Annotated in this window: 14 protein-coding genes; 12 read left to right on the top strand and 2 right to left on the bottom strand. The window is 34.8% G+C overall.

Going from position 1 to position 22,707, the window contains the following annotated elements:
* The first annotated feature begins 304 nt into the window (after nt 1-304).
* The 9 genes from MHH85_RS16955 to MHH85_RS16915 all read left to right on the top strand — a co-directional run bounded on the left by MHH85_RS16955 (nt 305) and on the right by MHH85_RS16915 (nt 17,507).
* Nucleotides 305-2,866 carry a GW dipeptide domain-containing protein gene (locus tag MHH85_RS16955; RefSeq protein ID WP_340707839.1) on the top strand — a complete coding sequence of 854 codons (2,562 nt, stop codon included), beginning with the start codon at nt 305-307 and terminating at the stop codon, nt 2,864-2,866.
* A 419-nt stretch (nt 2,867-3,285) separates the two neighbouring features.
* Nucleotides 3,286-4,110, top strand: a complete 825-nt coding sequence (locus MHH85_RS16950; protein ID WP_340707838.1) for a hypothetical protein — start codon at nt 3,286-3,288, stop codon at nt 4,108-4,110.
* 604 nt (nt 4,111-4,714) lie between these two features.
* Nucleotides 4,715-7,513: an Ig-like domain-containing protein gene (locus MHH85_RS16945; protein WP_340707837.1), complete on the top strand. Its 2,799-nt coding sequence runs from the start codon at nt 4,715-4,717 to the stop codon at nt 7,511-7,513.
* A 320-nt stretch (nt 7,514-7,833) separates the two neighbouring features.
* Nucleotides 7,834-7,983: a hypothetical protein gene (locus tag MHH85_RS16940; RefSeq protein WP_340707836.1), complete on the top strand. Its 150-nt coding sequence runs from the start codon at nt 7,834-7,836 to the stop codon at nt 7,981-7,983.
* Between the two features lie 931 nt (nt 7,984-8,914).
* Complete coding sequence (locus MHH85_RS16935; protein WP_340707835.1) at nt 8,915-13,294, top strand: S8 family serine peptidase; 4,380 nt, start codon at nt 8,915-8,917, stop codon at nt 13,292-13,294.
* A gap of 75 nt (nt 13,295-13,369) precedes the next feature.
* The gene (locus MHH85_RS16930) at nt 13,370-14,875 is read left to right on the top strand and encodes an Ig-like domain-containing protein (RefSeq protein WP_340707834.1); all 1,506 of its coding nucleotides are present in this window, start codon (nt 13,370-13,372) and stop codon (nt 14,873-14,875) included.
* Between the two features lie 238 nt (nt 14,876-15,113).
* Nucleotides 15,114-15,242 (top strand): hypothetical protein, encoded by a 129-nt coding sequence (locus MHH85_RS16925; RefSeq protein WP_340707833.1) that lies wholly within the window; start codon nt 15,114-15,116, stop codon nt 15,240-15,242.
* Nucleotides 15,243-15,389: 147 nt separating this feature from the next.
* Nucleotides 15,390-16,799, top strand: coding sequence for an Ig-like domain-containing protein (locus MHH85_RS16920; protein WP_340707832.1), 1,410 nt, complete (start codon nt 15,390-15,392; stop codon nt 16,797-16,799).
* Nucleotides 16,800-16,949: 150 nt separating this feature from the next.
* The gene (locus MHH85_RS16915) at nt 16,950-17,507 is read left to right on the top strand and encodes a hypothetical protein (RefSeq protein WP_340707831.1); all 558 of its coding nucleotides are present in this window, start codon (nt 16,950-16,952) and stop codon (nt 17,505-17,507) included.
* A gap of 83 nt (nt 17,508-17,590) precedes the next feature.
* Here MHH85_RS16915 and MHH85_RS16910 read toward each other — a convergent pair whose 3' ends face one another.
* A complete protein-coding gene (locus tag MHH85_RS16910) occupies nt 17,591-18,142 on the bottom strand; it encodes a hypothetical protein (protein WP_340707830.1) in 552 nt (183 codons plus the stop codon).
* Between the two features lie 248 nt (nt 18,143-18,390).
* Between MHH85_RS16910 and MHH85_RS16905 the strand changes: the two genes are divergently transcribed.
* The 3 genes from MHH85_RS16905 (at nt 18,391) to MHH85_RS16895 (ending at nt 20,526) form a co-directional block, all read left to right on the top strand.
* Nucleotides 18,391-19,758 carry a S41 family peptidase gene (locus MHH85_RS16905; RefSeq protein WP_340707829.1) on the top strand — a complete coding sequence of 456 codons (1,368 nt, stop codon included), beginning with the start codon at nt 18,391-18,393 and terminating at the stop codon, nt 19,756-19,758.
* Between the two features lie 257 nt (nt 19,759-20,015).
* Nucleotides 20,016-20,246, top strand: coding sequence for a hypothetical protein (locus MHH85_RS16900; protein WP_053417842.1), 231 nt, complete (start codon nt 20,016-20,018; stop codon nt 20,244-20,246).
* 79 nt (nt 20,247-20,325) lie between these two features.
* A complete protein-coding gene (locus tag MHH85_RS16895) occupies nt 20,326-20,526 on the top strand; it encodes a gamma-type small acid-soluble spore protein (protein ID WP_340707828.1) in 201 nt (66 codons plus the stop codon).
* Between the two features lie 394 nt (nt 20,527-20,920).
* Here MHH85_RS16895 and MHH85_RS16890 read toward each other — a convergent pair whose 3' ends face one another.
* The gene (locus MHH85_RS16890; RefSeq protein WP_340707827.1) at nt 20,921-22,648 is read right to left on the bottom strand and encodes an ABC transporter ATP-binding protein; all 1,728 of its coding nucleotides are present in this window, start codon (nt 22,646-22,648) and stop codon (nt 20,921-20,923) included.
* Nucleotides 22,649-22,707: the final 59 nt, after the last annotated feature.

Raw genomic sequence — 22,707 nt, 5'->3', positions numbered from 1 at the left:
AACGACAACTACATAAGTCATAAGATGTGATAATAAAGAACTAATTTAAGTATTGCAACACAAATTTAATATAATTTGCTATATAATGGAATGTGTGTAATCTAGTAATCTCGTTTTCATAAGGCAAAAGTCTATAGTTCCGCATCAATTTAACCACCCTACGCGTTATCCGCTTTATTACCAATATCTAATGACCACCTATTTTGTTGCCGTAACTAAAAAAAGCTCAAACGATCGCCAACAGTATCCAACATATCTGACGCGTATATGAACCTATTAAAGTGAAAAAGAAAGGAAGTAGAAAATGATAAAAAAACACGCATGGACAATCGTCTGCACATTACTACTAGCAATTTTCGTCATTGGAGCTAACGGCACCAAAGCTGCGGAAAGCTACAAAACAACAGCAATCAGCAAAATCACAGTCATCAAATCTACAAAAGCGAAAATCTATAAACAACCAGATGCAAAGTCTTCTAGTAAAGTCGCAACAGCAGCTCAAACAAAACAAGTAATGATGAGCGATAAAAAAGCCACAACAGGCGGTGTGACATACTATGCCATCTACAAATTTGGAGATACGAAAAAAACACAATTGGGCTGGGTGAAATCCACAGACCTTAAAATCCGAAACTATAGCGTTACTTCGACAAAAGCCCAAACATTTTATCTAAAGGGCTCGGGTAGAGGATATGTTAGTCCGTGGGGAAGTACCGATGCTATCTACACGTCATTAAAAACGTATAAAAACGTTAAATTCTCAGCTACAACAACTATCACATCAACAAGCAAATGGTACCAAGGCAAGTTAAATGGCAAAACAGTTTGGATTCACAACAGCCATCTATCAACAAAGCCAACTGTTGATACTTCAGCAGTCCCAACAGAAAAACCAGTAGAAACAAACGTTAGTTTCGTAGCTAAAGTTAATAGCAGTTCAGCTAAAATTTTCAAAGATATCACAAAATCAACATATACAAAAGCAGGAACTAGCAATATTAACACCGTTTTATATGTTAAAAAGAAAGCTACATATAAAGGGAGTAAATACTACCTACTAAGCACTAAAGAAAGTGCAACATCAGGAGTCATCGGCTGGATCAAATCGACAGATGCAAAAGCCTATAACCATAAAGCAATCAGCACAAAATCTAAAACCCTTTCGCTAACTGGATCAGGGTCAGCCTATACGAAAATTTGGGGCGGCACAAATGATGTTGCCATCAAAACCCTAACAAAATATAAAAACGCAAAATTTGTCGTAACAAAAACAGAAAGAATCGGTAACACAGATTGGTACCAAGGTAAAATCGGTACAAAAACAATTTGGATTTCATCAAAATATACAAAGGCATATGTGGAAGTAGCAGCAGAACCAGAAGAAACTGATGTGAGCTACCTAGGTCGCCTTTCTAGTAAAACAGTGAAAATCTACAAAGATATCACAAAACCAGAAGACTACATCATAGCAAATAGCACATACACAAACGAAACCTTCTATATTAAAAAAGAAGCTTCATACGAAGATGAGGAATATTACCAAATTAGCCGCACAAACGGTACATCAACAACGGTAGTCGGTTGGGTAGAAGCAAGTGATGTAACTACTTACAATAACTCACTTGTAGATACAACTAAATTTACAACTTACATTGCAGGGACAAGCAGTGCTTATAACATCCCTTATGGTACAACAAACAACATCGTCTACGACTTAAGTAAATACCGTGCAAAAACATTCAAAGTTACTCGCACAGAAAAAGTCGGCTCAAGTATTTGGTATCAAGGTACATTATCAAGCAAAACAGTATGGATCAATTCAGCTTACGTAGAAACAAATCCATATATTGCACTAAACTTAAGAAAATCAACAGATCTAACAGCGACACAAATGCGCTCGTTCCTTATTAGTAAAGGAAAAACGACAGATAATGTACTATATAAGTTAGTACCATCATTCTTAGAAGTTCAAAAAGAAGCAGGCATTAACGCACAGTTCATGCTAGCACATGCAATTTTAGAAACAGGTTGGGGCGGCTCAGCCATTTCGCAATATAAAAACAACTACTTTGGCTTCCAAGCATATGACACATGTGCTTTCACATGCGCGAAGTACTTCCCAACAGGGAAAGATGGATTGAATGCCTACGCATTTAAAATCTACCGTGATTACCTAACTACTACAGGTGCTTATTACAACGGTCCGACATTATTAGGTATGAATGTAAAATATGCGACAGACAAAGAATGGAGTCGTAAAATTGCCAACTTAATGGCACAGATGAAAGCCTATAGCTCATCAGACTACAGCAGTAAAACAGCGAGCACAAAAGTAATGACAGCTCCAAAAGAATATGATCATATTCTGCCAGAGTCTAAAGCACAACCAGCTCAATTCGTAAAACTACCAACAGATGTAACAGCAACAGTCTCAGCAAGTAGCTTGAGCATCTACTTTATGCCATACGCGTATTCGAAAAAGATTGGAACTTACGGCAAAGAAAAAGTAATCACATTAAAGGCTTACCATACAGATGTACGTGACTTTAAAAACACGAGTGGCAAAAACACACGATGGTTACGTATTGCTTATAATGGCACACAAGGCTGGGTACGCACGGACGAGATAACGCTAGATAACCTAACATTCACAAAAGACGAATCGAACCTACGCTCAAGTGCAGGAGCAACAGCAAGTAATACAATCCAAGAAGTAGTGCCAAACAACGCACCACTTAAACACGTCTATACTATTTTCGGAAACAAGAAAAAAGAAAAAGTAGGAAAAGACACATGGTACCAAGTATACGCCCCTAAATCAGGCAAAAAACTATGGATCAGTGGCAGCCTATTAACAACATTCTAGATAGAAGGCACCCTTGCAAACGCAAGGGGGTTTTTTTGTCTAAAGAGAATAATCCCATCACCCACCAAAACTCCACAAAATACACTGAATAACGCGCATTTTCCCAGGTCACACAAAACTGCATAAAACGCCTCTAAAAGAGATTCCCCTCAATAAATATGGCTCACACAACTAAAAAATTTTCATTAATTAGGACGTGAATATTCTGCTAAATAACAAACAATCAAGTTAGCGCAACAATCCCTGAACTTAGTGCAACAATCATCCAAGTTAGCGCAATAATCCCCCTACTTAGTGCAACAAACACCCCAGATAACGCAACAATCCACCCCAACCACGAAATATTATATGGATAATATTGGTTTAAACCCAAATTACTAGTATACTAAAAAGGAACAAATAGATTGGAGATGAAAGAAATGAAAATGATGAAGTACATAGTAATGATGGCGGTGATGGTCATGATATCCGTATGTCTAAACAGCACCATAAGTCATGCTGATGAAGTTTATGCAACCATCCCGCTAAACAAAACGCTATCAAAAACATTGCTCATGGATGAAAACGGAGAAGCAGGTAATATGTATAAAGTGAAAATACCAAAAGACGGGGTTGCAAAGCTTCAAATTGAGTCCCCCAAAAACAAGGAATTTACACTGTTCCTTATGAGTAGTTTAAAAAATGTAGGCATTCTAGATCCAAAAGTGAACTCGCCAGTCATTAGCTATGCCATTAGTTCAAAAGCAGCCGATTACTACAAGCCAATTATGACCGATTCAGTAGGTGTTAAAAAGGGAACTTACTACGTATTCGCGTTCACACAAGGGAAAGTAGAGAATGTGAAATTCAAAGTATCCTTCAAAGCAGCTTCCAACTACGAAAAGGAAAACAACAACACGATAAAAACTGCGACACCGATGAAACTTGGCAGTACCTATAAAGCAGATATAAAGATGTATGACATGAAAGATTACTATAAAATCACAGTACCTAATAAGACAATGCTTCAAATTACAGTAAAGAAACAACTAAAAGCTCCATTTAAAATCTCTCTACAAAATAGCAAGAAGCAAACCCTCAAACAGCTAAAATTAAAAACATTAAACAATACATTAACACACACTGGCAAGGTAACAGTAAGTAAAGGAACATACTATGTCAATGTATCCAGTGGAGTATATTTTGGCTCTTCATCTGACTATGATAAAGCACCTTATACGATTAAAGTGAGTACTGTTAAGTAGAAAGTAGCATCACTAGTAGAGCGAGGTTGGAATATTACAGTCTGCAACATTTAACATGCAGACTGTAATATTTGTAATGGAAGAACAGGCATGCTATAGGAAGTGGAATCATATAAATGATTAATAACGAAATGATAGCGCTTTCAATGATGTGAGTGAATTGTGGGAATATTTCTATATAATAGGAAGAAACTCACTTTATTTATTAAGATGAGATAGCTATAAAGCAAGTATTGGTAAGATAAATTTTCCTGAAGTATGTGTCTAATGTTACAAGGAAGTAACTATCGTGTAAGTTATGAATATTAATATAGGTTTTTAATAAACAAACCTCTTAATTAGTATTATATTACTAACTTTTAGAATAAAATTGTAATATAATCATATCTTTTATAATAAATTGACAATTTTGATGTTTTTTAATGATAATTTTAACACATTAATCATATTGATATTAAAGTAATATACATATTCAAATCTTTTACATAAAAAAGGGTGGAAATTCTCTCTTTAATGGACGATAATTAGGCTAAGCATGATTAGCTGAAGACTTAATAAAAACAGCAAAATGCTAATCATATCCAATAAGGGAGGATTTTTTTAAATGGGTAAATTTAACTTAAAATTCGTAAAACCTGTCGCATCATTAGCAATCGGTGCAGCAGTATTAACAGGATCATTTGCAGTAACTGGTGCAACTGACACAGCTTCAGCTGCTACAGCTACTTATAAATTATCAAAGACAGGTAAATTAGTATCTGCTAAAACAGGTAAAGTAGTAAAAGGGTACAAGACTTACAAATCAGTATTATACAAAGATGGTAAGAAATTTACTGGTGTTTATAACAAGACTTATTACAAGTCTGGTAAAAAAGCGACTGGTACTTACAAAAACGTATACTACAAAACAGGTAAAGCATTTACTGGCGTAGCAAACAAAACTTATTACAAAGCTGGTAAAAAAGCGACTGGCGAATACAAAGGCACATACTATAAATCTGGTAAAGCTTACACAGGCTTAGTTGGAACAACATATTACAAAGCAGGTAAAAAAGGCACTGGTTGGTATGGTTCAGGAGATTCTAAAAAATGGTACGAAAATGGTAAAGTACTAACTGGATTAGGTAAAAACTCGGGTAAACTATTTATCGATGGTAAATATAACGTTGGACTAACAGAGTTTGAAGGTAAATGGTACTTCGATACTGCTTTAGCTAATGGTACTTACAACGATAAAGATGGCGTTGAAAAAGCATTTGAAAACGGTGTTGAAGTTGGCGCTAAAGTTAAATCTGTAGAGGCGATTAACGCTAAAGAAATTAAAATTACTTTCAACAAATCTATCGATGAATCAACTGTAATCGGTACTAATGATGCTCTTAGCAACATTACAATTGCTAAAGTAGGTCAAGTTAATGAAACTGGCTTAACAGCTGAATTATCTGACGACAAAAAATCATTAACTATTACTTCAGGTTCAACATTTAATGGTGACTACACTATCAATGTTACTGATTCAGTAAAAACAACTGCTGGTGATAAAGTAGAAGCTTCTACAAAAATTATTAAAGCAGAAGATAAAGTAGCTCCAACATATGTAGGCTTCACTAAAGAAAATGCTTCAACATTCTTCTTTAACTTCTCTGAACCAATTAATGACCTTGGCTCTGTAGTTGTAAAAAAAGCTGATGGTACAGTAATCCCATCTTCTGATGCGACTGTAACAAAAGACGGTTCATCAATTAAGATCGTATTCTCTGGAAACGTTGAAGCTGGTAAAGATATTACAGTTTCATTTGCGGGACAAACAGACTTTGCTTTTAACGTTCTTGAAGCACCATTCACAGTAACTGTTCAAAAAGGTGCTAAAGATGGTGTAGCTCCAGAAGTTACTAGTGTAACTCCACTTAATGCTAAAAAATTCGAAATCAAATTCTCTGAAGAAGTTCAAGGATTTACAGCAGCAGATTTATCTGTAGCTGGTTCAACAGTGAAATCAGTAACTCAAGATAAAACTGATAAAACAAAATACATCGTTGAATTAAACTCAGCTGTATCTGGTTTAACAACTGTATCAGTAACAGACAAATCATACGCTGATTTATCTGGTGAAGAAGGTAAAGCGTTCAGCCAAATCGTAAACTTTGCAGCTGACACTGTAAAACCAACTGCAACAGCAGCTATTTCTGTAAACAAAGATGGTAACCAAGTACTAACATTTACTACAAGTGAAGATACTACTTTAGCTGCTTCAGGTACAATTACATTGTCAGCTAAAGCAGTTAAAAACTTTGTAACAACTTCTGGTAATATCACATTTACTGCAACTGATTTAAAAGCAGTAACTGGTTCTTCAACTCAATATACAGTTGAATTATCTAAAGTTAAATTTGCTGGTTCAGCATTAGTTAAAGATACTGTTTACACAGTAGACTTAGCAGCTGACGTATTTGCAGATGTAGCTGGTAACAAAAATGAAGCTAAAACTTCTGCATTCTCATTCACTCGTGGTGCTGATAAAGATGCTTCTAAACCTGTATTAGCAGCTTCTGATGTAACAGTTACTAGCAATGATACATTCACTGTAAACTTTGGTAAAGCTGTAGAACTTGATAATTCTACTGTAGTAAACAAAGCTAATTACTATGTAGCAGGAGCTACTATTGAATCAGTAACATTATCAAAAGATGAGTTTGAGAATAATATTGCAACAGTGAAACTTGTTTCAGGCTCAAACAACTACACTGGTAACCGTACTGTAAAAGTAACTGGTATCAAAGCTGCAAATGGTAATGTAATGGATGAATTTACTGCAACTAAATCTTTCAATGAAAACGTAAAACCAACTATTCAATCTGTAAAAGTTGCTAACATTGTGAAGGCTTCAGCAGCAGTAGAAAGTAAACCTGCAAAAGCAACTGGTAACAATGAAGATGCTACAGTAGGTGGTTCTTACACAGGTACTAAAGATGCAACTGCAACTTACACTTACAATTCAGATTCAAATACATGGACTTCTGATGCACCATTAGCTGGTGTAACAGTTGTAACTGCGGATACTAAAACTCCATTAAATGGTGCACAAGTAATTGTAACAGCTACAGCGGCAGTACAAGCTAAAGATGCAGATGCAGGTTCTACTACTGTTAAAGTAACATTAAGCGAAGAAGTTAATGCAACAAATGGTACAGAATATGTTGTAAACATCGGTGGTAAAGCAGTTACTGCTAAAGCAACTGTAACTGGTGCAACTAACTCTAAAGAAGTTACAATTACTGTTGATAAAGAATTAACAGCAGAAGATTTCTCAAATGGTGTAACTCTTACATCTACTGATTACAAAATTGTTGATGGTGCTGGCAACAAAGCTGACATCCAAACAGGGATTAAAGTTTCACTTTAATCGTTAAGAAATAAATCCTTTCCAAAACCTTATTGGGCGAACGGATTCAAAGACTCCTATCTTCTTCGGAAGATGGGAGTTTTTTTGTTTCATAGCGTTTGGATTCTCTTTTTAAATATATATTATTATCTTGAATTCTAGCTCTCATGTATTCGTACATGAGAGCTTTTTAGTTAGGAGGGAGATTCATGAGTGTTCTAAATCCAACGTACAGCGTCTAAAAAGCGATTACTTTTAAACGAGCCTAAGAAAGTTAGGGGTTCAAAAAGTAATCGCTTTACACGTCTATTTCAAGGTTTGAAGAGAGAAGGAGAATCCAAATGAAAGAGATTTTTGTGAGGGAATGGTTTACGAAACAACTAAGACAGGTATTTCATGTGTACCCACAAGCATCAAATGTAGAAATTGAGGTCATTGATTTAAAACACCCAGACCTAGAACGATACATGCATTTAATGGAGAATAAATGATGTTTAAAACTAGCTACTAGTGCTTACTTTTGCACACATGATGATATTAGAGGGAATCACTGGGAAGCATATTTCATTTGCAAAGAAACGGGTGTTTTGTTTGAACTGTGGAAGAAGAATGATGAAGTAATTGCTTACGAGGTCAACAAGTAAAGGAGCACTAGCACATTATTTACAGCAACGAACGATTTTTAAAAGGGGTGGCACTAAGAATATCTACCAAGTTACATTAAATGTTATTGCCTACGAAACAATTGAACTCTACAAGCCCCATGCCATTTGGTGTGAGGGCTATTAAAATTTAGGAGAATTAGATAGAGAGCATTTCCAAGTAATATGTCTAAATACAAAGGATGGGCCAACTTAATTGAATATCTGCCATATTGGTAGCTTAAATGATAATTATCTATTCAAACAGGACAATCCATCACCAAAGGATATTGATGTAACTAAGAGATTACAAGATTCGTGAGAGATATTGTCGCCATAGATTATCGAAATTATATCGTGCTCGATACCAAATTATCTAGCTGATAAAGACTATCAACATTAATAATATATTCGTGAATGTTTTGTGAATCTCTCTAATATACATAGCTAAGGAGGTTTATAAATTGTGTAGACAAGTAGCTATGGCCATTATAGTAGATGCACTTGTATATACATATTAATACTACTTTGAGGAGGGCAGCTAAAAATATTTCCTGAATTTTTAGTATTTAGGTAATCTATAGTCTTAACTTAGAAAAGATTGTAGAACTAGATTTAAATTTTTGTGAATATATTTTTTATTATCTTATAACTTGCTGTAATTCTTAGTTAAATACGAGTTGAGGTATGTTTGGAAATTATTATACTTATAAACTTCTTTTAGAGTAGAAAGTTTTTAACTGTTTGTACCAAATTCGTTTTTTGAAAAGGAGAGAAATGAGTGAAAAAGATTCAGAGTTTCAGAAAGAGTGCAATTATTGGCTTGATGGGCTTATTAACAGTCTCAAATGTAACTTTTAGCACTAATTTTGCGAATGCGGAAACAAATAATTTAGACAAGCTAATCAAGATTCAAAAATCAAATAAAAAAATTAAAGAAACGACCAAGGATTATAATAACGATGATGTCGTCAGAGTAGTTGTGGAGTTGGAAGGTGCGCCAGCTATTACTTACTCTACAAAAAAAGGAATAAGATATAAGGATTTAGGTCAAGCAAAGAAAAATGAATTACAAGCTAGTGTAAAAAGTGAACAAGCTGAATTTTTAACTGATGTAAAAAAGGAGAAAATTGATTTCGATGTTGAAAATACCTTTACAACTGTAGTTAATGGAGTGAGTGGGGAAATTGAATTTGGTCAAATTGAAGAACTTGAAAAACTACCAAACGTTGAAGAAGTAAGTATTGTGAACGAGTATGAAAGACCATCTGTAAAACCTACGATGATCTCTAGTAAAGATATGGTTGAAGCGATTCAAACATGGAATGCTGGCTATAATGGCAAAGGCATGGTTGTAGGTGTCATTGATACTGGGATTGATAGTAAACACAAAGACATGACGTTAAAAGCGGATGAAAAGCATAAATTATCATCAACAAAAGTGCAAGACATTGTGAAAACAAATAAACTAACGGGGAATTATTACTCATTAAAAGTTCCTTATGGCTACAATTATGCAGATAAAAACAATGAAATTCGTGATCTTGGTCCTGATGCTTCGATGCATGGAATGCACGTTGCCGGTACTGTAGGAGCTAATGGCGACGAAACAGGTAATGGTATTAAAGGTGTGGCTCCAGAAGCTCAATTATTGGCACTTAAAGTGTTTGGTAATGACCAAGCGATGCCATCCACTTTCGGAGATATTTATATCAAAGCGATTGATGATGGAATTATTCTTGGGGCAGATGTTTTGAATATGAGTTTAGGTTCAACTGCAGGTTTTGTAGATGTGAATAGTCTAGAGCAAAAAGCAGTTGAAAGAGCAGTTGAAAATGGTGTGTTAATGTCTATTTCAGCGGGTAACTCAGGTGATTATAGTTACAATTACGGCGAAAATCCGTTAGCTTCTAATCCTGATATTGGATTAGTCGGTGCTCCTGGACTGGCTACCAATTCAATCTCAGTAGCTTCTATTGAGAATGATAAGATCACATTGGATCAAATGACATTGAAAATTGGATCAGAAACACTACCAATTGCTTATAAAACGCAGTCTTCTCCAATTCCTATAGAGGTATTTGGAAAAAATGTTGAAAAAGATGTTGTCTACGTTGGCGATGGCGGTGCCGCTCAGTATAAAGGCAAAGATGTGAAGGGGAAAGTAGTCTTCGCAGTAAGAACTGCAGCAAATCCAAACTATGGAGAGATTCAAGTGCAAGCTGAAAAAGAAGGCGCAGTAGGTGTCATTATTAGAGGGACTGCTGCCCATGGTGATTACGTTAACATGGCACTAAATAATCCAAAGATTCCACTTGTTTCATTAAGTGTAGCAGATGGAACTACTTTAGAAACCAAGATTAAAGCATCAGGTGGAACAGGTAAAGTGAACTTTAGCGGGAAAATGACTACAGTTGTTAATGGTGCTAAAGGAAAAATGGCAGATTCTAGTTCTTGGGGTGTAACACCAAGTCTTGAGCTGAAGCCAGAAATTACTGCTCCAGGTGGACAAATCTACTCGACATTCAATGATGATAAGTATGGTGTCATGAGTGGTACTTCGATGGCGGCTCCACATGTTTCAGGAGGAGCAGCTCTTGTCCTGGAGAAGGTACAAGAAACGTTCCCAGATTTAAAAGGTGCAGATAAAGTAAAACGTGCAAAAACACTTTTAATGAACACAGCCAAGGTTATTAAGGAACAAGGAAATGACAATATTGCTTACTCACCTCGTTTGCAAGGTGCTGGCATAATGCAGTTGAATGCAGCTGTTACAACGCCAGTTTACGTCGAAGCAAAGGGCACAAAAGAAGGTAAATTGGAGCTAAAGGAAATTGGCAAGGATAAGTTCAGTATGACTGTTACGGCAACTAACTTTAGCGATGAAGATGCTACTTATAATGTTAATGCATCTGTTTTAACTGATGCGACTTCAGGTTCAGGAGAAACAGCAGTTAATGAGTTGAAGGAACAAGTTATTAAAAATGCGAAGGTAACAATTGATACGCCGAAGGTCACCTTATTTGGAGGGCAGTCTAAAGATATTACAGTTCAAATAGATCTAACTAATGCTAAAGAAGCGTTAGAGAAGATTCAAAAGAATGGTTACTTCGTTGAAGGATTCATCACACTGACAAATGATTCCCAAGATGTCGTTTTACCTGACTTATCTATTCCTTACCTAGGTTTTAAAGGTGACTGGAATAAACCACCAGTATTAGATCCGATGATTTACGATACAGGCTCTTACTATGGTGCTGCAGGAATGGTAGATGATCAAGGCTATTATCTTGGTATAAATCCTTTCACTGAAGAACCTAACAAAGATGTAATTGCTATTTCACCGAATGGAGATGGTGAAAATGATTCAATCACACCAGTACTTTCATTCTTACGAAATAGTAAGACAGTTGAATACGTAATTACCGATGCCAGCGGGAAAACATTGCGTAAACTTCGGACTGACAAAGAACAAAGAAAAACGTATCACAATGGTAAATCGAACGGCTCTATATACTCATATAAACCGGCTTATACAAAATGGGATGGTAATCTGAATAATAAAGTGGCTGTAGATGGAACGTATTATTATCAAGTGAAAACAAAAATCGATTTTGGCGAAAAAGAACAACAAGTAACAAAGATTCCTATCATAGTTGATAACAAGGCACCAGTCGTATCTAACATATCTTATAGTAAGACAACGGGCATCCTTTCATTCGATGCTACGGATGAAAATGGAAGTGGATTGCAATATGTTGAATTATATCTGGATGATAAATACCTAGGTGCTATAGATCCTGGTACTAAAAATGACTTTAAAGTATCTCTTGGAAAAGTGGATGATGGCAAGAATATTACAGTGAAGGCATATGACTATGCATATAACCATAGTGAACAAAAAGTATCAAGTCCTGGGGATAACACAATTCCTTACATTGTCTCTGATGTTCCTGAGGCATTAGGAGTTTATGATACACGTGAAGTACCGTTTACAGGTTATGTAACAGATGCTTCAAAAGTGGACTATTTGAAAATAAAAGGTGAAACACTAAGTCCTTCTTCACAAGATGTAAATTTAGTGTATAACAATGTAACAAAGCAATATGAATTCGCTACAAATATTGAATTTACAAAAGATGGTGTCAATGAAGTTTATATTGAAGGTGCAGATAAAGTTGGCAATAAAATTGAATTTAGACGACAAGTAATAATTGATACAGAAGCACCAACACTTACAGTAAAAGACCTTCCAACAAATAACTTTGTTGATTCTGATAGTGAGGATCCAACGGTTACTGTTACAGTTTCTGATAACTTTGATGACTTACGTCTACTAGTGAACGGTAGTGAGGAGTTTACACATGAGTTCGACGAACCTTTTGAAATGAGGTCATTGACGCATGCTCAAAAAGTTCAATTGCAATTAGACGAAGGCAGAAATGATATTGTTTTCCAAGTAGAAGATCTTAGTGGCCATATTACTAAGAAAATCGTTACGATCTATTTAGGTACTCCTGCACCTGCAGCATTTGTAACTTCAGTAGAATTAACAAATGGCAACGCAGATGTAACAGTGGATAATCCTGCAGAAATTCAAGCAGAAGCTTCTGAGTCTATCACTTGGGATGCAAAAGTGATTAGCCCAAGTGGAGAAGAAACGACTCTTGAAACTAAAGAAGGGCAAAAGTATACTGGTAGTTTCACACCAAACGAGTTGGCTGAAAGCGGTAAGTATAAACTGTTAATAGGTGCTGCTGAAAGTAAAGACTCAGAGAAGCAAACTGTTGAATTCACTGTATCGAATTATCCTTTAGCAGTTGAGTCTATCTCAACTACTGATTCAAAAGGAACTGTTGCATCTAGCTTTACTCCTGATAACAGTGTCAGCATTAAAGCAGATATCAAAAACCGAGGATCAAAAGTATCAAATCCTACAGTTGCCTTCCAGATCAAAGATAAAGAAGGTGCGGTCGTATACTTTAAAGAAGCAAGTGCAAGTAAGTTAAATAGCAAATCCAAAAATCGTTTTAGAGTAGATATCCCATTAGAAACGTTTGATAAAGGCGAATATAAGGTTGAAATGTACATCTGGGATAACAATGACAACCCAATTCCACTCGCTGAATCAAGAAAAGTCGGGTCCTTCACAGTCAAATAAGCTATATCGAAACAAAAGGTGAGAGGGGAATAGCTACCTCTCCCTCTTTTATATACTAAAATAGGAGTGAGTGTTTTGAACAAAAGCCTAGTCACCTTCATAGTAACTATCTTTATCATGTTGAATACAATTCTCCCAGCATTTGCGGACAGTAATGTAACACTAACGGTCAAAACAGATGCAGCGCAATATACGGCTGGCAGTAAGATACAAGTTTCTGGAACTGTTTTAAAAGGACAGGTAGCAGGGAAGGGAACTTCTCCAATGATGCAAGTGAAAAATACAGAGAGTAAAGCCATAGAAATTTATCAATGGAATGATTCTGAAATCGATGGAAAAGGGAATTTTTCAACAACAATTAATACAGCAAAATATAGTAATGGATCATATAGCATTCAAATTTCTGCAAATAGTGCCCAAACAGTTTATGCTTCAATTGTAATAACAGAGGGTAAACCTAAAAAGGAAATTACTTTAGATACTAATAAATCAGAATATACTATAGGTGAAAAGGTCATAGTATCAGGACAAGTATTACTTGATAATAAACCTATTAGCAGTGAGAATGTGTATGTCACTGTAGATAGAGAAGGTGAAAAGGTACTGACAGATAGCCCGGCTAAAATAACGAATGATGGGATCTATAGCTTTGACTACGACACTAATAATGCAAAAGTCGGTTTATATACAGTATCTGTTAGGTTGACTGATAAGAGTATTACTAATACAGCATCATTTAAATTGATTGCATCGACTACACAACCAGATCCCGGAAAACCGGTTGAACCAACTCCTGAACCAGATCCAGGTCCAACAGTTCCTACTGATCCAAAGCCAACTCCAAATGCACCAGAAGTATATGTAGTGACTTCAGAAAGTCTTGAAATTAAAGGGCTGGCTGATAAAGGTTCTAAGGTGAAGATTACTGACAAAAAGAAATTTATAAAAGAATCTATAGCAAAAGCTGATGGTACTTTTTCTATTTTGTTAGATAAGAAGTTTGAAGCAGGAACAATCCTTTATGCTACGGTAAGTAATGCTGAAAAAGTAAGTGGAGAAACCAAAATAGTTGTTATAGATAAAACTCCTCCAACTAAGCCAGTCGTCCATAAAATAAGTGATAAGGATCAGAAGGTAACGGGAACAACAGAAGCATATGCAAAAGTGATGGTCAAAGCAGGAAGTAAAGTACTTGTATCAGGAAATGCAAATAAAAAAGGGCAATTTTCACTAAAGATTAAATCCCAAAAAGCAGGCAAAGTCCTAACAGTGGTAGCAGCAGACAAAGCTGGAAACAGCAGCACATCTAAAAAAATCACAGTAGTAGACAAAACTCCCCCAAAAGTACCTTCAGTTAGTACAGTTAAGTCAGTAACTACTAAGCTGACAGGAAAGGCAGAAGCCAACTCCAAAGTCTATGTAAAAGCTGGCAAGAAGGTTATAGGATTAGCCAAAGTAAGTAAAAAAGGCACTTTCTCAGTAAGCATAAAGAAACAGAAAGCCAAGACAAAGCTATCTATTTATGCAAAAGATAAGGCAGGTAATGTTGGAAAAGCGAAAACTATTATTGTGAAAAAATAAACCTTACGCTAAAAAAACAAGATGTTGAAATTTCAAAAATTCTATGAATATGCCGTAATAAATAAGATTTCAAATATATATCATAAACATGGTTGAATGATAAGCCCTAATACCACTGGTATTAGGGCTATTTATATTACTAAACATGAATGATGATGAAAAAGCTTTTAAAAGTGCAAGAAGTAAACAATCTTGAAAAGGAACCACGAATTAATGTAAATAATGTAGCAGGAAAAAAATGAGCAAAACTTCAAAAGGTAAAAGTGTCACACTACCAGTTAAACAACTAGTGAAAAAGCTGGAATTCTATACATCGCTTCAACCGATAATAATAATTACAAACATGAAAGTCATCGAACAGCTGTAAAATATAAAACCGAGTAATTAGAGTTTATCAACCCACTGAGTAATATCTCGGTTTGCTATCGTTTTTATGAATACTATTAACTAATAAATATCCTTTTATTTTAAATAATATGATATTATTGAATTATTATTTATGGAGGTGTATATTTTGTTTAAAAGTTTTATATCTATTTTTAGTGTTTTAATCGGTTTGGTCTTATTTTCTAATGTGAATAATGTATTAGCAGCAAGTGAATATGAATCGAATGATAGCGCTTCGACAGCACAAAGTATAAGTCTTACAAAAAATACGGTTACAATAGATGGTGATTTTTATGATAACTATGATGATGATTATTATGTCTTCACTTTGGACCAAGCAGGGAAATTGGATGTTTCAATCAATCGTCATTTAAATGTACAATATTCTGTGAAATTATATAATGCGAGTATGAATGAAATGGAAAGTTACTATACAAATTATGGAGTGAATAAAGGAACGGCTAATTTATTTTCGCAAGGGTTAGATAAAGGAACATATTATTTAAAGGTTGAAAGATATGCTGGTCAAGGGGAAGGCATACCATATAAATTAAAATTGGATTTTAATCCAAGCGAAAGTTATGAAAAAGAATTTAATAATGATTTTTCATCTGCAGATTTAATTCCTTTAAACAAAGAGGTTCGTGGTTTTGCTGATTTCTTTTCATCAGATTATTTTGTATTTGAATTACCTAAAAGTGGCGAATTAAAAATTGATATGAATCGAAGTTTACAAACGAAATATGAAGTTACTCTTTACTCAGGTAGCAGAACAGAATTAGAAAGATGGACCACTGATTATAGTAATAAGAAAATGAGTAATATTATTAATATTGGTCTTCCAAAAGGCACATATTATTTAAAAGTAAGAACATATGAAGGTGATAGAGATAATATACCATACTCATTTAAAGTGAATTTTAGTGCATCGACTGCGATTGAAAATGAGGACAATGATGATGAATCTCGAGCGGACTCACTTAGAATAGGTTCTTCTAAAAAAGGTATTATTGGATCATATTATGATGTTGATTACTATCGTTTAGATTTATCAAAAAATACAAATGTAGCATTACAAATTACAAATTCAAAAAACGCTAGATTTTATATTGAGGTATCCAATCCAAATAGAACATTTGTACAATATTACTATACACAGTATGGTCATAATAAGTTAAAAACGTTTGCTAATGTCAATTTGAAAAAAGGCATATACTATATTAGGGTTAAAAGATATGATGGTCAAGAATATAAAATTCCATATACAGTCCGTGCCTTCAAGCGTGATACAACTCCGCCAGCTATACCTAGCGTAAATAGAGTAACTTCTAAAACAATCATGATTACTGGGAAGGCTGAGAAAAGTGCAAAATTATATGTATATAAGGGGACTAAATTATTAGGGCAAGGAGTCGTTACTAGTAAAGGAACGTACTCAGTTAAAATTGCCAAACAAAAGAAAGGCACCACTTTGAAAGTATACGCTAAAGACGCAGCAGGAAACAAAAGTAAGGTGAAAACAGTTAAGGTTAATTAGTTAGTTTAATATGAATTACCTATAAATAGGTGGGTAAGCGTAGGGTATCGATTCAATGAAGTTAAGTCCTTACCCTAGAAATTAAGAGTAGAAGTGTCTGTTATGGAAACATTGGGTAAGTCAATTCAAATACTTAATTAGGTGGGAAACATGAATAAAATTTTAAAAATAATAATGACATTTGTTATAGCATTTGTTGCCTTCTATTGTATAAATCATGAAGATGCACAAGCAGCGAAAAGCTTACCATATAGCACAATGAAAAAATATCAACCAAGCAGTAAAAAATGGTCTTTTGTTTATCAAAATACATCAAATGGTACAAAGACTAAAGCTACACTGAAATATCGTAAAGCGATAGATGGATGGGTTTCAAATAATAGTAAACTACCTGATTTAAGCTATAACGTAAATAGGGCAGGATTTTTAGTCGGTGCACCTAGTTCAGACTGGATTTATACTGGATTTAAAGTGCCAACTAAAAAAGGAAAAGTATTAAAAGTGACTGATTTTGATGGAAATATCGTTAACAATTCGAAAATAATAAGTATTCAAAAGACCGTTAAATTAAAAGGAGGAACTTATAAAAACTGTGTTGTAGTTAAAGAACGTGCGACCGATGTAACGTATTATTTTGCTAAAAATATAGGGTTGATATTACTTAAATCTGATATCGGACGAATGGAACTTGTGAAAGTGAATAAATAAATGGTAATAGCCAGCGATTTGTGTGAAAATCGCTGGCTATTTTTTTATAAAAATCACTTTATATTCCACTATTTTATTTGATACTAGTATCCATTAAAATATGCAGCTAAATCCATCATATCGCGTGTACCAATCGCGATATCTGTTATATAATTTTTCCCTCTTTTATAGCTACGGAAGCCAATATAGTAAACACCTGATTTATAAAGCTTGTTTTTTGTACCATATGTACGATTACCAACAGGATGACCGAAATATTTTTTCATTTGTTTGTGTGTTAATTGACCAGAATAAGTGTTAGAAATGTACTCTACATCATCAGTACTTTTAATTTTATATGAGATTGAACCAGTATGTGGATTATATTGCTCAAATCCATACATAGTACCGCCTCTTTTAGCATTATAGACATTTACAGCTTCGGCAGTAATAGCTTTACCAGGTACCGATTTCTTTAATTCTTTATAAGACATACCGACATAGCCTTTATTACCAAGAAGCTGGCCTTTTTTTGCAGCACTTTTAAATGATTTGCTTACTTTAATGCTCTGCGCATGTGAAGTAATTGGAACTACAACTTCTATTATTGAAAAGAGCAGTACAAAAGCACATAGAAAACGCGTCAAAAACTTCATAGTCATTTCTCCTTTTATTGTAAAATATGTATTTACTTATTTTATAATATTGGACATATAACGTCAAAAAGGTATTTTAGGTCTTTAAATTTATACAAGGCTATCAACGTATCACCACAATACTCAAGCAAATCCACATTAACATAGTGTATTGTGAAAAGACGTAGAATATTAATATTACATAACTATCTTTATTTTCAATATAATGGTAAAATTAATAATAAACTTACTAGTATAAGAGGGATACCATGAAAAAATTACGAATTTTTGTATCAAGTCTTATTGCCTTATGCATTTTCTTTACGACATCGGTTGCTTATGCTGCAGAATCATTGGATGAAGTGAAGAAGTTGGTAAAAAAATACTATTACCCAAATGTATCTGAATCAGTATTAAAAAGTACATCAATCGGGGATTTAACAAAACAGCTTGATCCGTATTCCGTTTATATGACGAAAGAGGAATATAAGGATTTTACGAATTCGATTGATATGAAGTTAGTCGGAATCGGTGTGACGATTGAAGAACATAAAAAGGGATTGAAAATTATCACTACTATTAAGGGTGGGCCCGCAGCAAATGGGGGTTTACTTCCAGGAGATATTATCAAGGCAGTCGATGGTAAGAATTTGGCGGGAGAAGCAGTTCAAACAACGATTGGGCTCATTACAGGAAAAGAAAACACAAAAGTAACTTTGACCATATATCGTTCAAAAACGAATAGTACATTTACGAAAACGTTAATCCGTAAAGTCATCAACATACCTAATGTTGAAACAGAAAAATTAGCGGGTAACATTGGCTACATACGTCTGAATAGTTATGCTGAGAATAGTAGCAAAGAGATCCAAAAGGCTATTAAATCAATGCCTGGTATGAAAGGTTGGATTTTTGACTTAAGAAGTAATGGCGGTGGTTACATTACTGCGGCTGAAGAAGTAATTGGTTTGTTTCCAAAAGCACGAGTAGCTTATTTGTTTAAATATAAGGATAGTGAAACCTACTACACAGAGCCGATAAAGCAAAAGATTAGATGGAATGCACCTGTTTCCATCACTATGGATGGCAATTCAGCGAGCGCCTCTGAAATGACTGTAGCATCATTAAAAGATCAAAAAGCAGCTAAATTATATGGGCAAACAACATATGGTAAAGGTGTTATGCAGCAAGTATTTTCTTTAAAAGATGGTAGCCAGTTGAAACTGACCATTGGAGAATTCATGGGACCAAAAAACACTAAAATACAGAAAAAAGGTATCACACCAAATGTTAAAACACCAGTCGGTAAAGAAATAGAATATAGCCATCGAGACTTCTTAAAGCAACAACTAAAAGGGTATAACAAACTCTCGAACATTAATCAAACAACAGTTCAAAAAACGATCACCATTAAAAGCAGTACGAAAATGAAATGGAGCACTATGAAAAACGCTAAAGTATCCCTACTACAAATTGGTGGCAAACAACAATCAATTAAAGTGCAAAAATCAGCAAAACAACAATTGAAACTAACACCAAACAAACTGCTAAAACCTGGCACTAAATACTATGTTGTACTAACGAGCAAAACGAAAAATTCCAAAAGGGCATATACAGAGCTTGCTATTACTAAATAACTCAATTACTCGAATCACCAAATGAAAATATCAATTCCGATACTATAAACAATAATCCTCCAATGCTGAATTGGGGGATTTTAGTCTCTAAAAGGGACAATAGATATATATAGTTTATAAATCATGGATCCATTTTACTTTGCCAAAAAAAATCAATTAAAGCTAATAGCGATTTGGATGCAATAAAGGCGTTCTACACATCATAAAGAAAATCGAAACCAATTAACAAAACAATACACTTAAGGGGATTTGTGATCATGAAAGAATTCAAAATAACATACTTCTTTGATGAAGAGCATTATATTAGAAGGTTTATCCATATCGAGTCTCAAGAAAAAGCGGAAGAGCTCATTCAAAGTGAAAGGGAGCAATATATTACATTTACCGATAGTAGAGGCATATACCACGAACTTCATACAAGTAATGTTCGCGTAATTCAAATATCTGAATACCACAGAGTCGACAAGAGTAAAAAAACGGTTAATTGAATTTAGTGGTCCATACATTTCACTTATAAAAAACTGAGCTTGAGGGAACATAATGGCATACCGAAATGGAGGTGTCTTTATGAACAATAATGGCGAGGGCAATTTTACGTCTTCTGGAACAGATATTGATGAGGTAAAAAGAAAAAATGCAGAGTCTGGCATGTCTTATAATGAAGTAAAAGCAATGCTTGCAAAAACGGATGGAAAAGGTACAGAAATGTATAGTGATACGAATAGTGAGGCAGTAAAAAATAACATTCAAAACAAATACCCAAATTAATAATGAAGCCATGTTAGTTTAAACAATAGGCACAATTTAATTCCTAATCTCTGAGAGGTTAGGTTTTTTGTATAAAGGAATAAGTAACGTAAAAAGAACATGCCATTAGCAGAAGTATTTGGCGAGTAGGAGGAATTGAATGCAGGTTTGACTAAGATGATTAATTTCAAGCTATTATTACTTCAATATACTAATAAGTATAGGGAATTAGTAGAAGTTCTTTTTACACGATTTTTATAATAGGAAGGAAATCATAGTTGAACTATTATGCCAAAATTATTTAAACACTAATAATGGGATGATTCATTTTTTTTATATTGATTGACTCTTTAGTAAAAAAGCACAATAAAAAACGTAGGCACACCTTTAAGTGACTACGCATTCTATACACTATTTAGCTACTCGCAAGTACCCAGTGACCAGGCTTCACTTCTTGCAAAGTACTTTGGTCAAAATCGTATTGTGGTACTTCTACCGCTTCTTTTTTTAATTTCTTCGATTCAATAGAAGGGTCAGGAACAGGTACAGCAGCTAATAATGATTTCGTATACGGATGAATTGGGTTGCTATATAACTCTTCACTGTCTGCGAGTTCAATAATTTTACCTGCATTCATCACTGCGACACGATCGCTAATATGCTTCACCATCGATAAATCATGTGCAATAAACAAATACGTTAAGCCGAGTTTCGCTTGCAAATCCTTAAGTAAATCGACAACCTGAGCTTGAATGGAAACATCGAGTGCAGATAGTGGCTCATCACAAACGATAAATTTTGGATTAACAGCTAGAGCTCTCGCAATACCAATTCTTTGACGTTGGCCGCCAGAGAATTCGTGTGGATAGCGCATCGCATGTTCTTTTTGTAAGCCAACTAGTTCTAACAATTCCTCCACACGTGCAAGACGTTCAGCTTTCGTTTTACATAATTGATGAATATCTAAAGATTGACCTATAATATCCAACACCTTCATGCGTGGGTTCAAAGAAGCATAAGGATCTTGGAAAATAATCTGAATCTCTTTGCGCAGCTGTTTCATTTCCTTCTTGTTCAATCGATTAATAGCCATGCCTTTGTATAAAATTTCTCCGTGAGTAGCTTTTTGTAGCTGTAATAGCAATCGTCCAGTAGTTGATTTTCCGGAACCGGATTCGCCAACAAGACCTAATGTTTCGCCAGGTTGGATTGAAAAGCTAATAGAATCGACAGCTTTTAAAGTACGACCACTTCCAAGTGGAAATACCTGATTTAAATCTTGTACTTCAATAAGCGGTTTATCAGGGTTAATATCTGCTGGTAAATGTAGTTTCCCTTTAGGTTTTTTCTTTTCATCCATACGGGGAAGAGCATTCAACAATTTCTTTGTATATGGATGTTGAGGAGAAGCGAAAAGCTCCTCAGTCGTATTTGTTTCAACAATTTGACCTTCTTTCATCACGACGACACGGTCACACATACCGGCAACAACACCTAAATCATGCGTAATTAAAATAATCGAAGTACCAAATTGTTGTTGCATTTTCTTCATTAAGCGCAATATTTGAGCTTGTATAGTTACATCAAGCGCAGTAGTTGGTTCATCAGCAATGAGTAATTTAGGTTGGCAAGCGAGAGCCATAGCGATCATGGCGCGTTGACGCATCCCCCCAGAAAATTCATGTGGATATTGATTGTAACGTTCTTCGGCATTTTTAATCCCTACAAGTTGCAGCATTTCAATAGATCTGTTTTTCGCTTCTTTAGAAGTAAGCTGCTGATGCTTTGTTAGAATTTCATCGATTTGCTTGCCAACTTTAATCGTTGGATTCAGAGATGTCATTGGATCTTGGAAGATCATACTAATCTCTTTTCCGCGAACTGCTTCCATTTCGTGATCAGTAAAATTAGAAATCGTTTCTCCTGAGAATTCAATAGAGCCGTCAGTCATTAAAGCGGGTGGAGATGGAAGTAAACGCATAATGGAACGTGCAGTAACACTTTTTCCGGAACCAGATTCACCAACAATTCCTAAAGTCTCTCCTTTATGTAATTCAAAAGAAACTCCTTTAACCGCTTCAAAAACTTCGTGATTTGAAACAAATGAAATATGTAAGTTATCAACCTTTAAAATACTATCCATATAATAATTCCTCACTTACTGAAAATTTAAAATAATTATGTTGACTTCTAATACGATAA

The sequence above is a fragment of the Viridibacillus sp. FSL E2-0187 genome, from assembly GCF_038006425.1.
GTDB lineage: Bacteria > Bacillota > Bacilli > Bacillales_A > Planococcaceae > Viridibacillus > Viridibacillus arvi.
Note: the sequence above shows the minus strand (reverse complement) of the source record. Positions and strands in the feature narration are given on the sequence as shown.

Coding starts and splice junctions, on each gene's coding strand:
- MHH85_RS16950 (WP_340707838.1), top strand. CDS start 3,286: ATGAAAATGATGAAGTACATAGTAATGATGGCGGTGATGGTCATGATA.
- MHH85_RS16940 (WP_340707836.1), top strand. CDS start 7,834: ATGAAAGAGATTTTTGTGAGGGAATGGTTTACGAAACAACTAAGACAG.
- MHH85_RS16915 (WP_340707831.1), top strand. CDS start 16,950: ATGAATAAAATTTTAAAAATAATAATGACATTTGTTATAGCATTTGTT.
- MHH85_RS16955 (WP_340707839.1), top strand. CDS start 305: ATGATAAAAAAACACGCATGGACAATCGTCTGCACATTACTACTAGCA.
- MHH85_RS16910 (WP_340707830.1), bottom strand. CDS start 18,142: ATGAAGTTTTTGACGCGTTTTCTATGTGCTTTTGTACTGCTCTTTTCA.
- MHH85_RS16890 (WP_340707827.1), bottom strand. CDS start 22,648: ATGGATAGTATTTTAAAGGTTGATAACTTACATATTTCATTTGTTTCA.
- MHH85_RS16900 (WP_053417842.1), top strand. CDS start 20,016: ATGAAAGAATTCAAAATAACATACTTCTTTGATGAAGAGCATTATATT.
- MHH85_RS16945 (WP_340707837.1), top strand. CDS start 4,715: ATGGGTAAATTTAACTTAAAATTCGTAAAACCTGTCGCATCATTAGCA.
- MHH85_RS16905 (WP_340707829.1), top strand. CDS start 18,391: ATGAAAAAATTACGAATTTTTGTATCAAGTCTTATTGCCTTATGCATT.
- MHH85_RS16895 (WP_340707828.1), top strand. CDS start 20,326: ATGAACAATAATGGCGAGGGCAATTTTACGTCTTCTGGAACAGATATT.
- MHH85_RS16925 (WP_340707833.1), top strand. CDS start 15,114: ATGAGCAAAACTTCAAAAGGTAAAAGTGTCACACTACCAGTTAAACAA.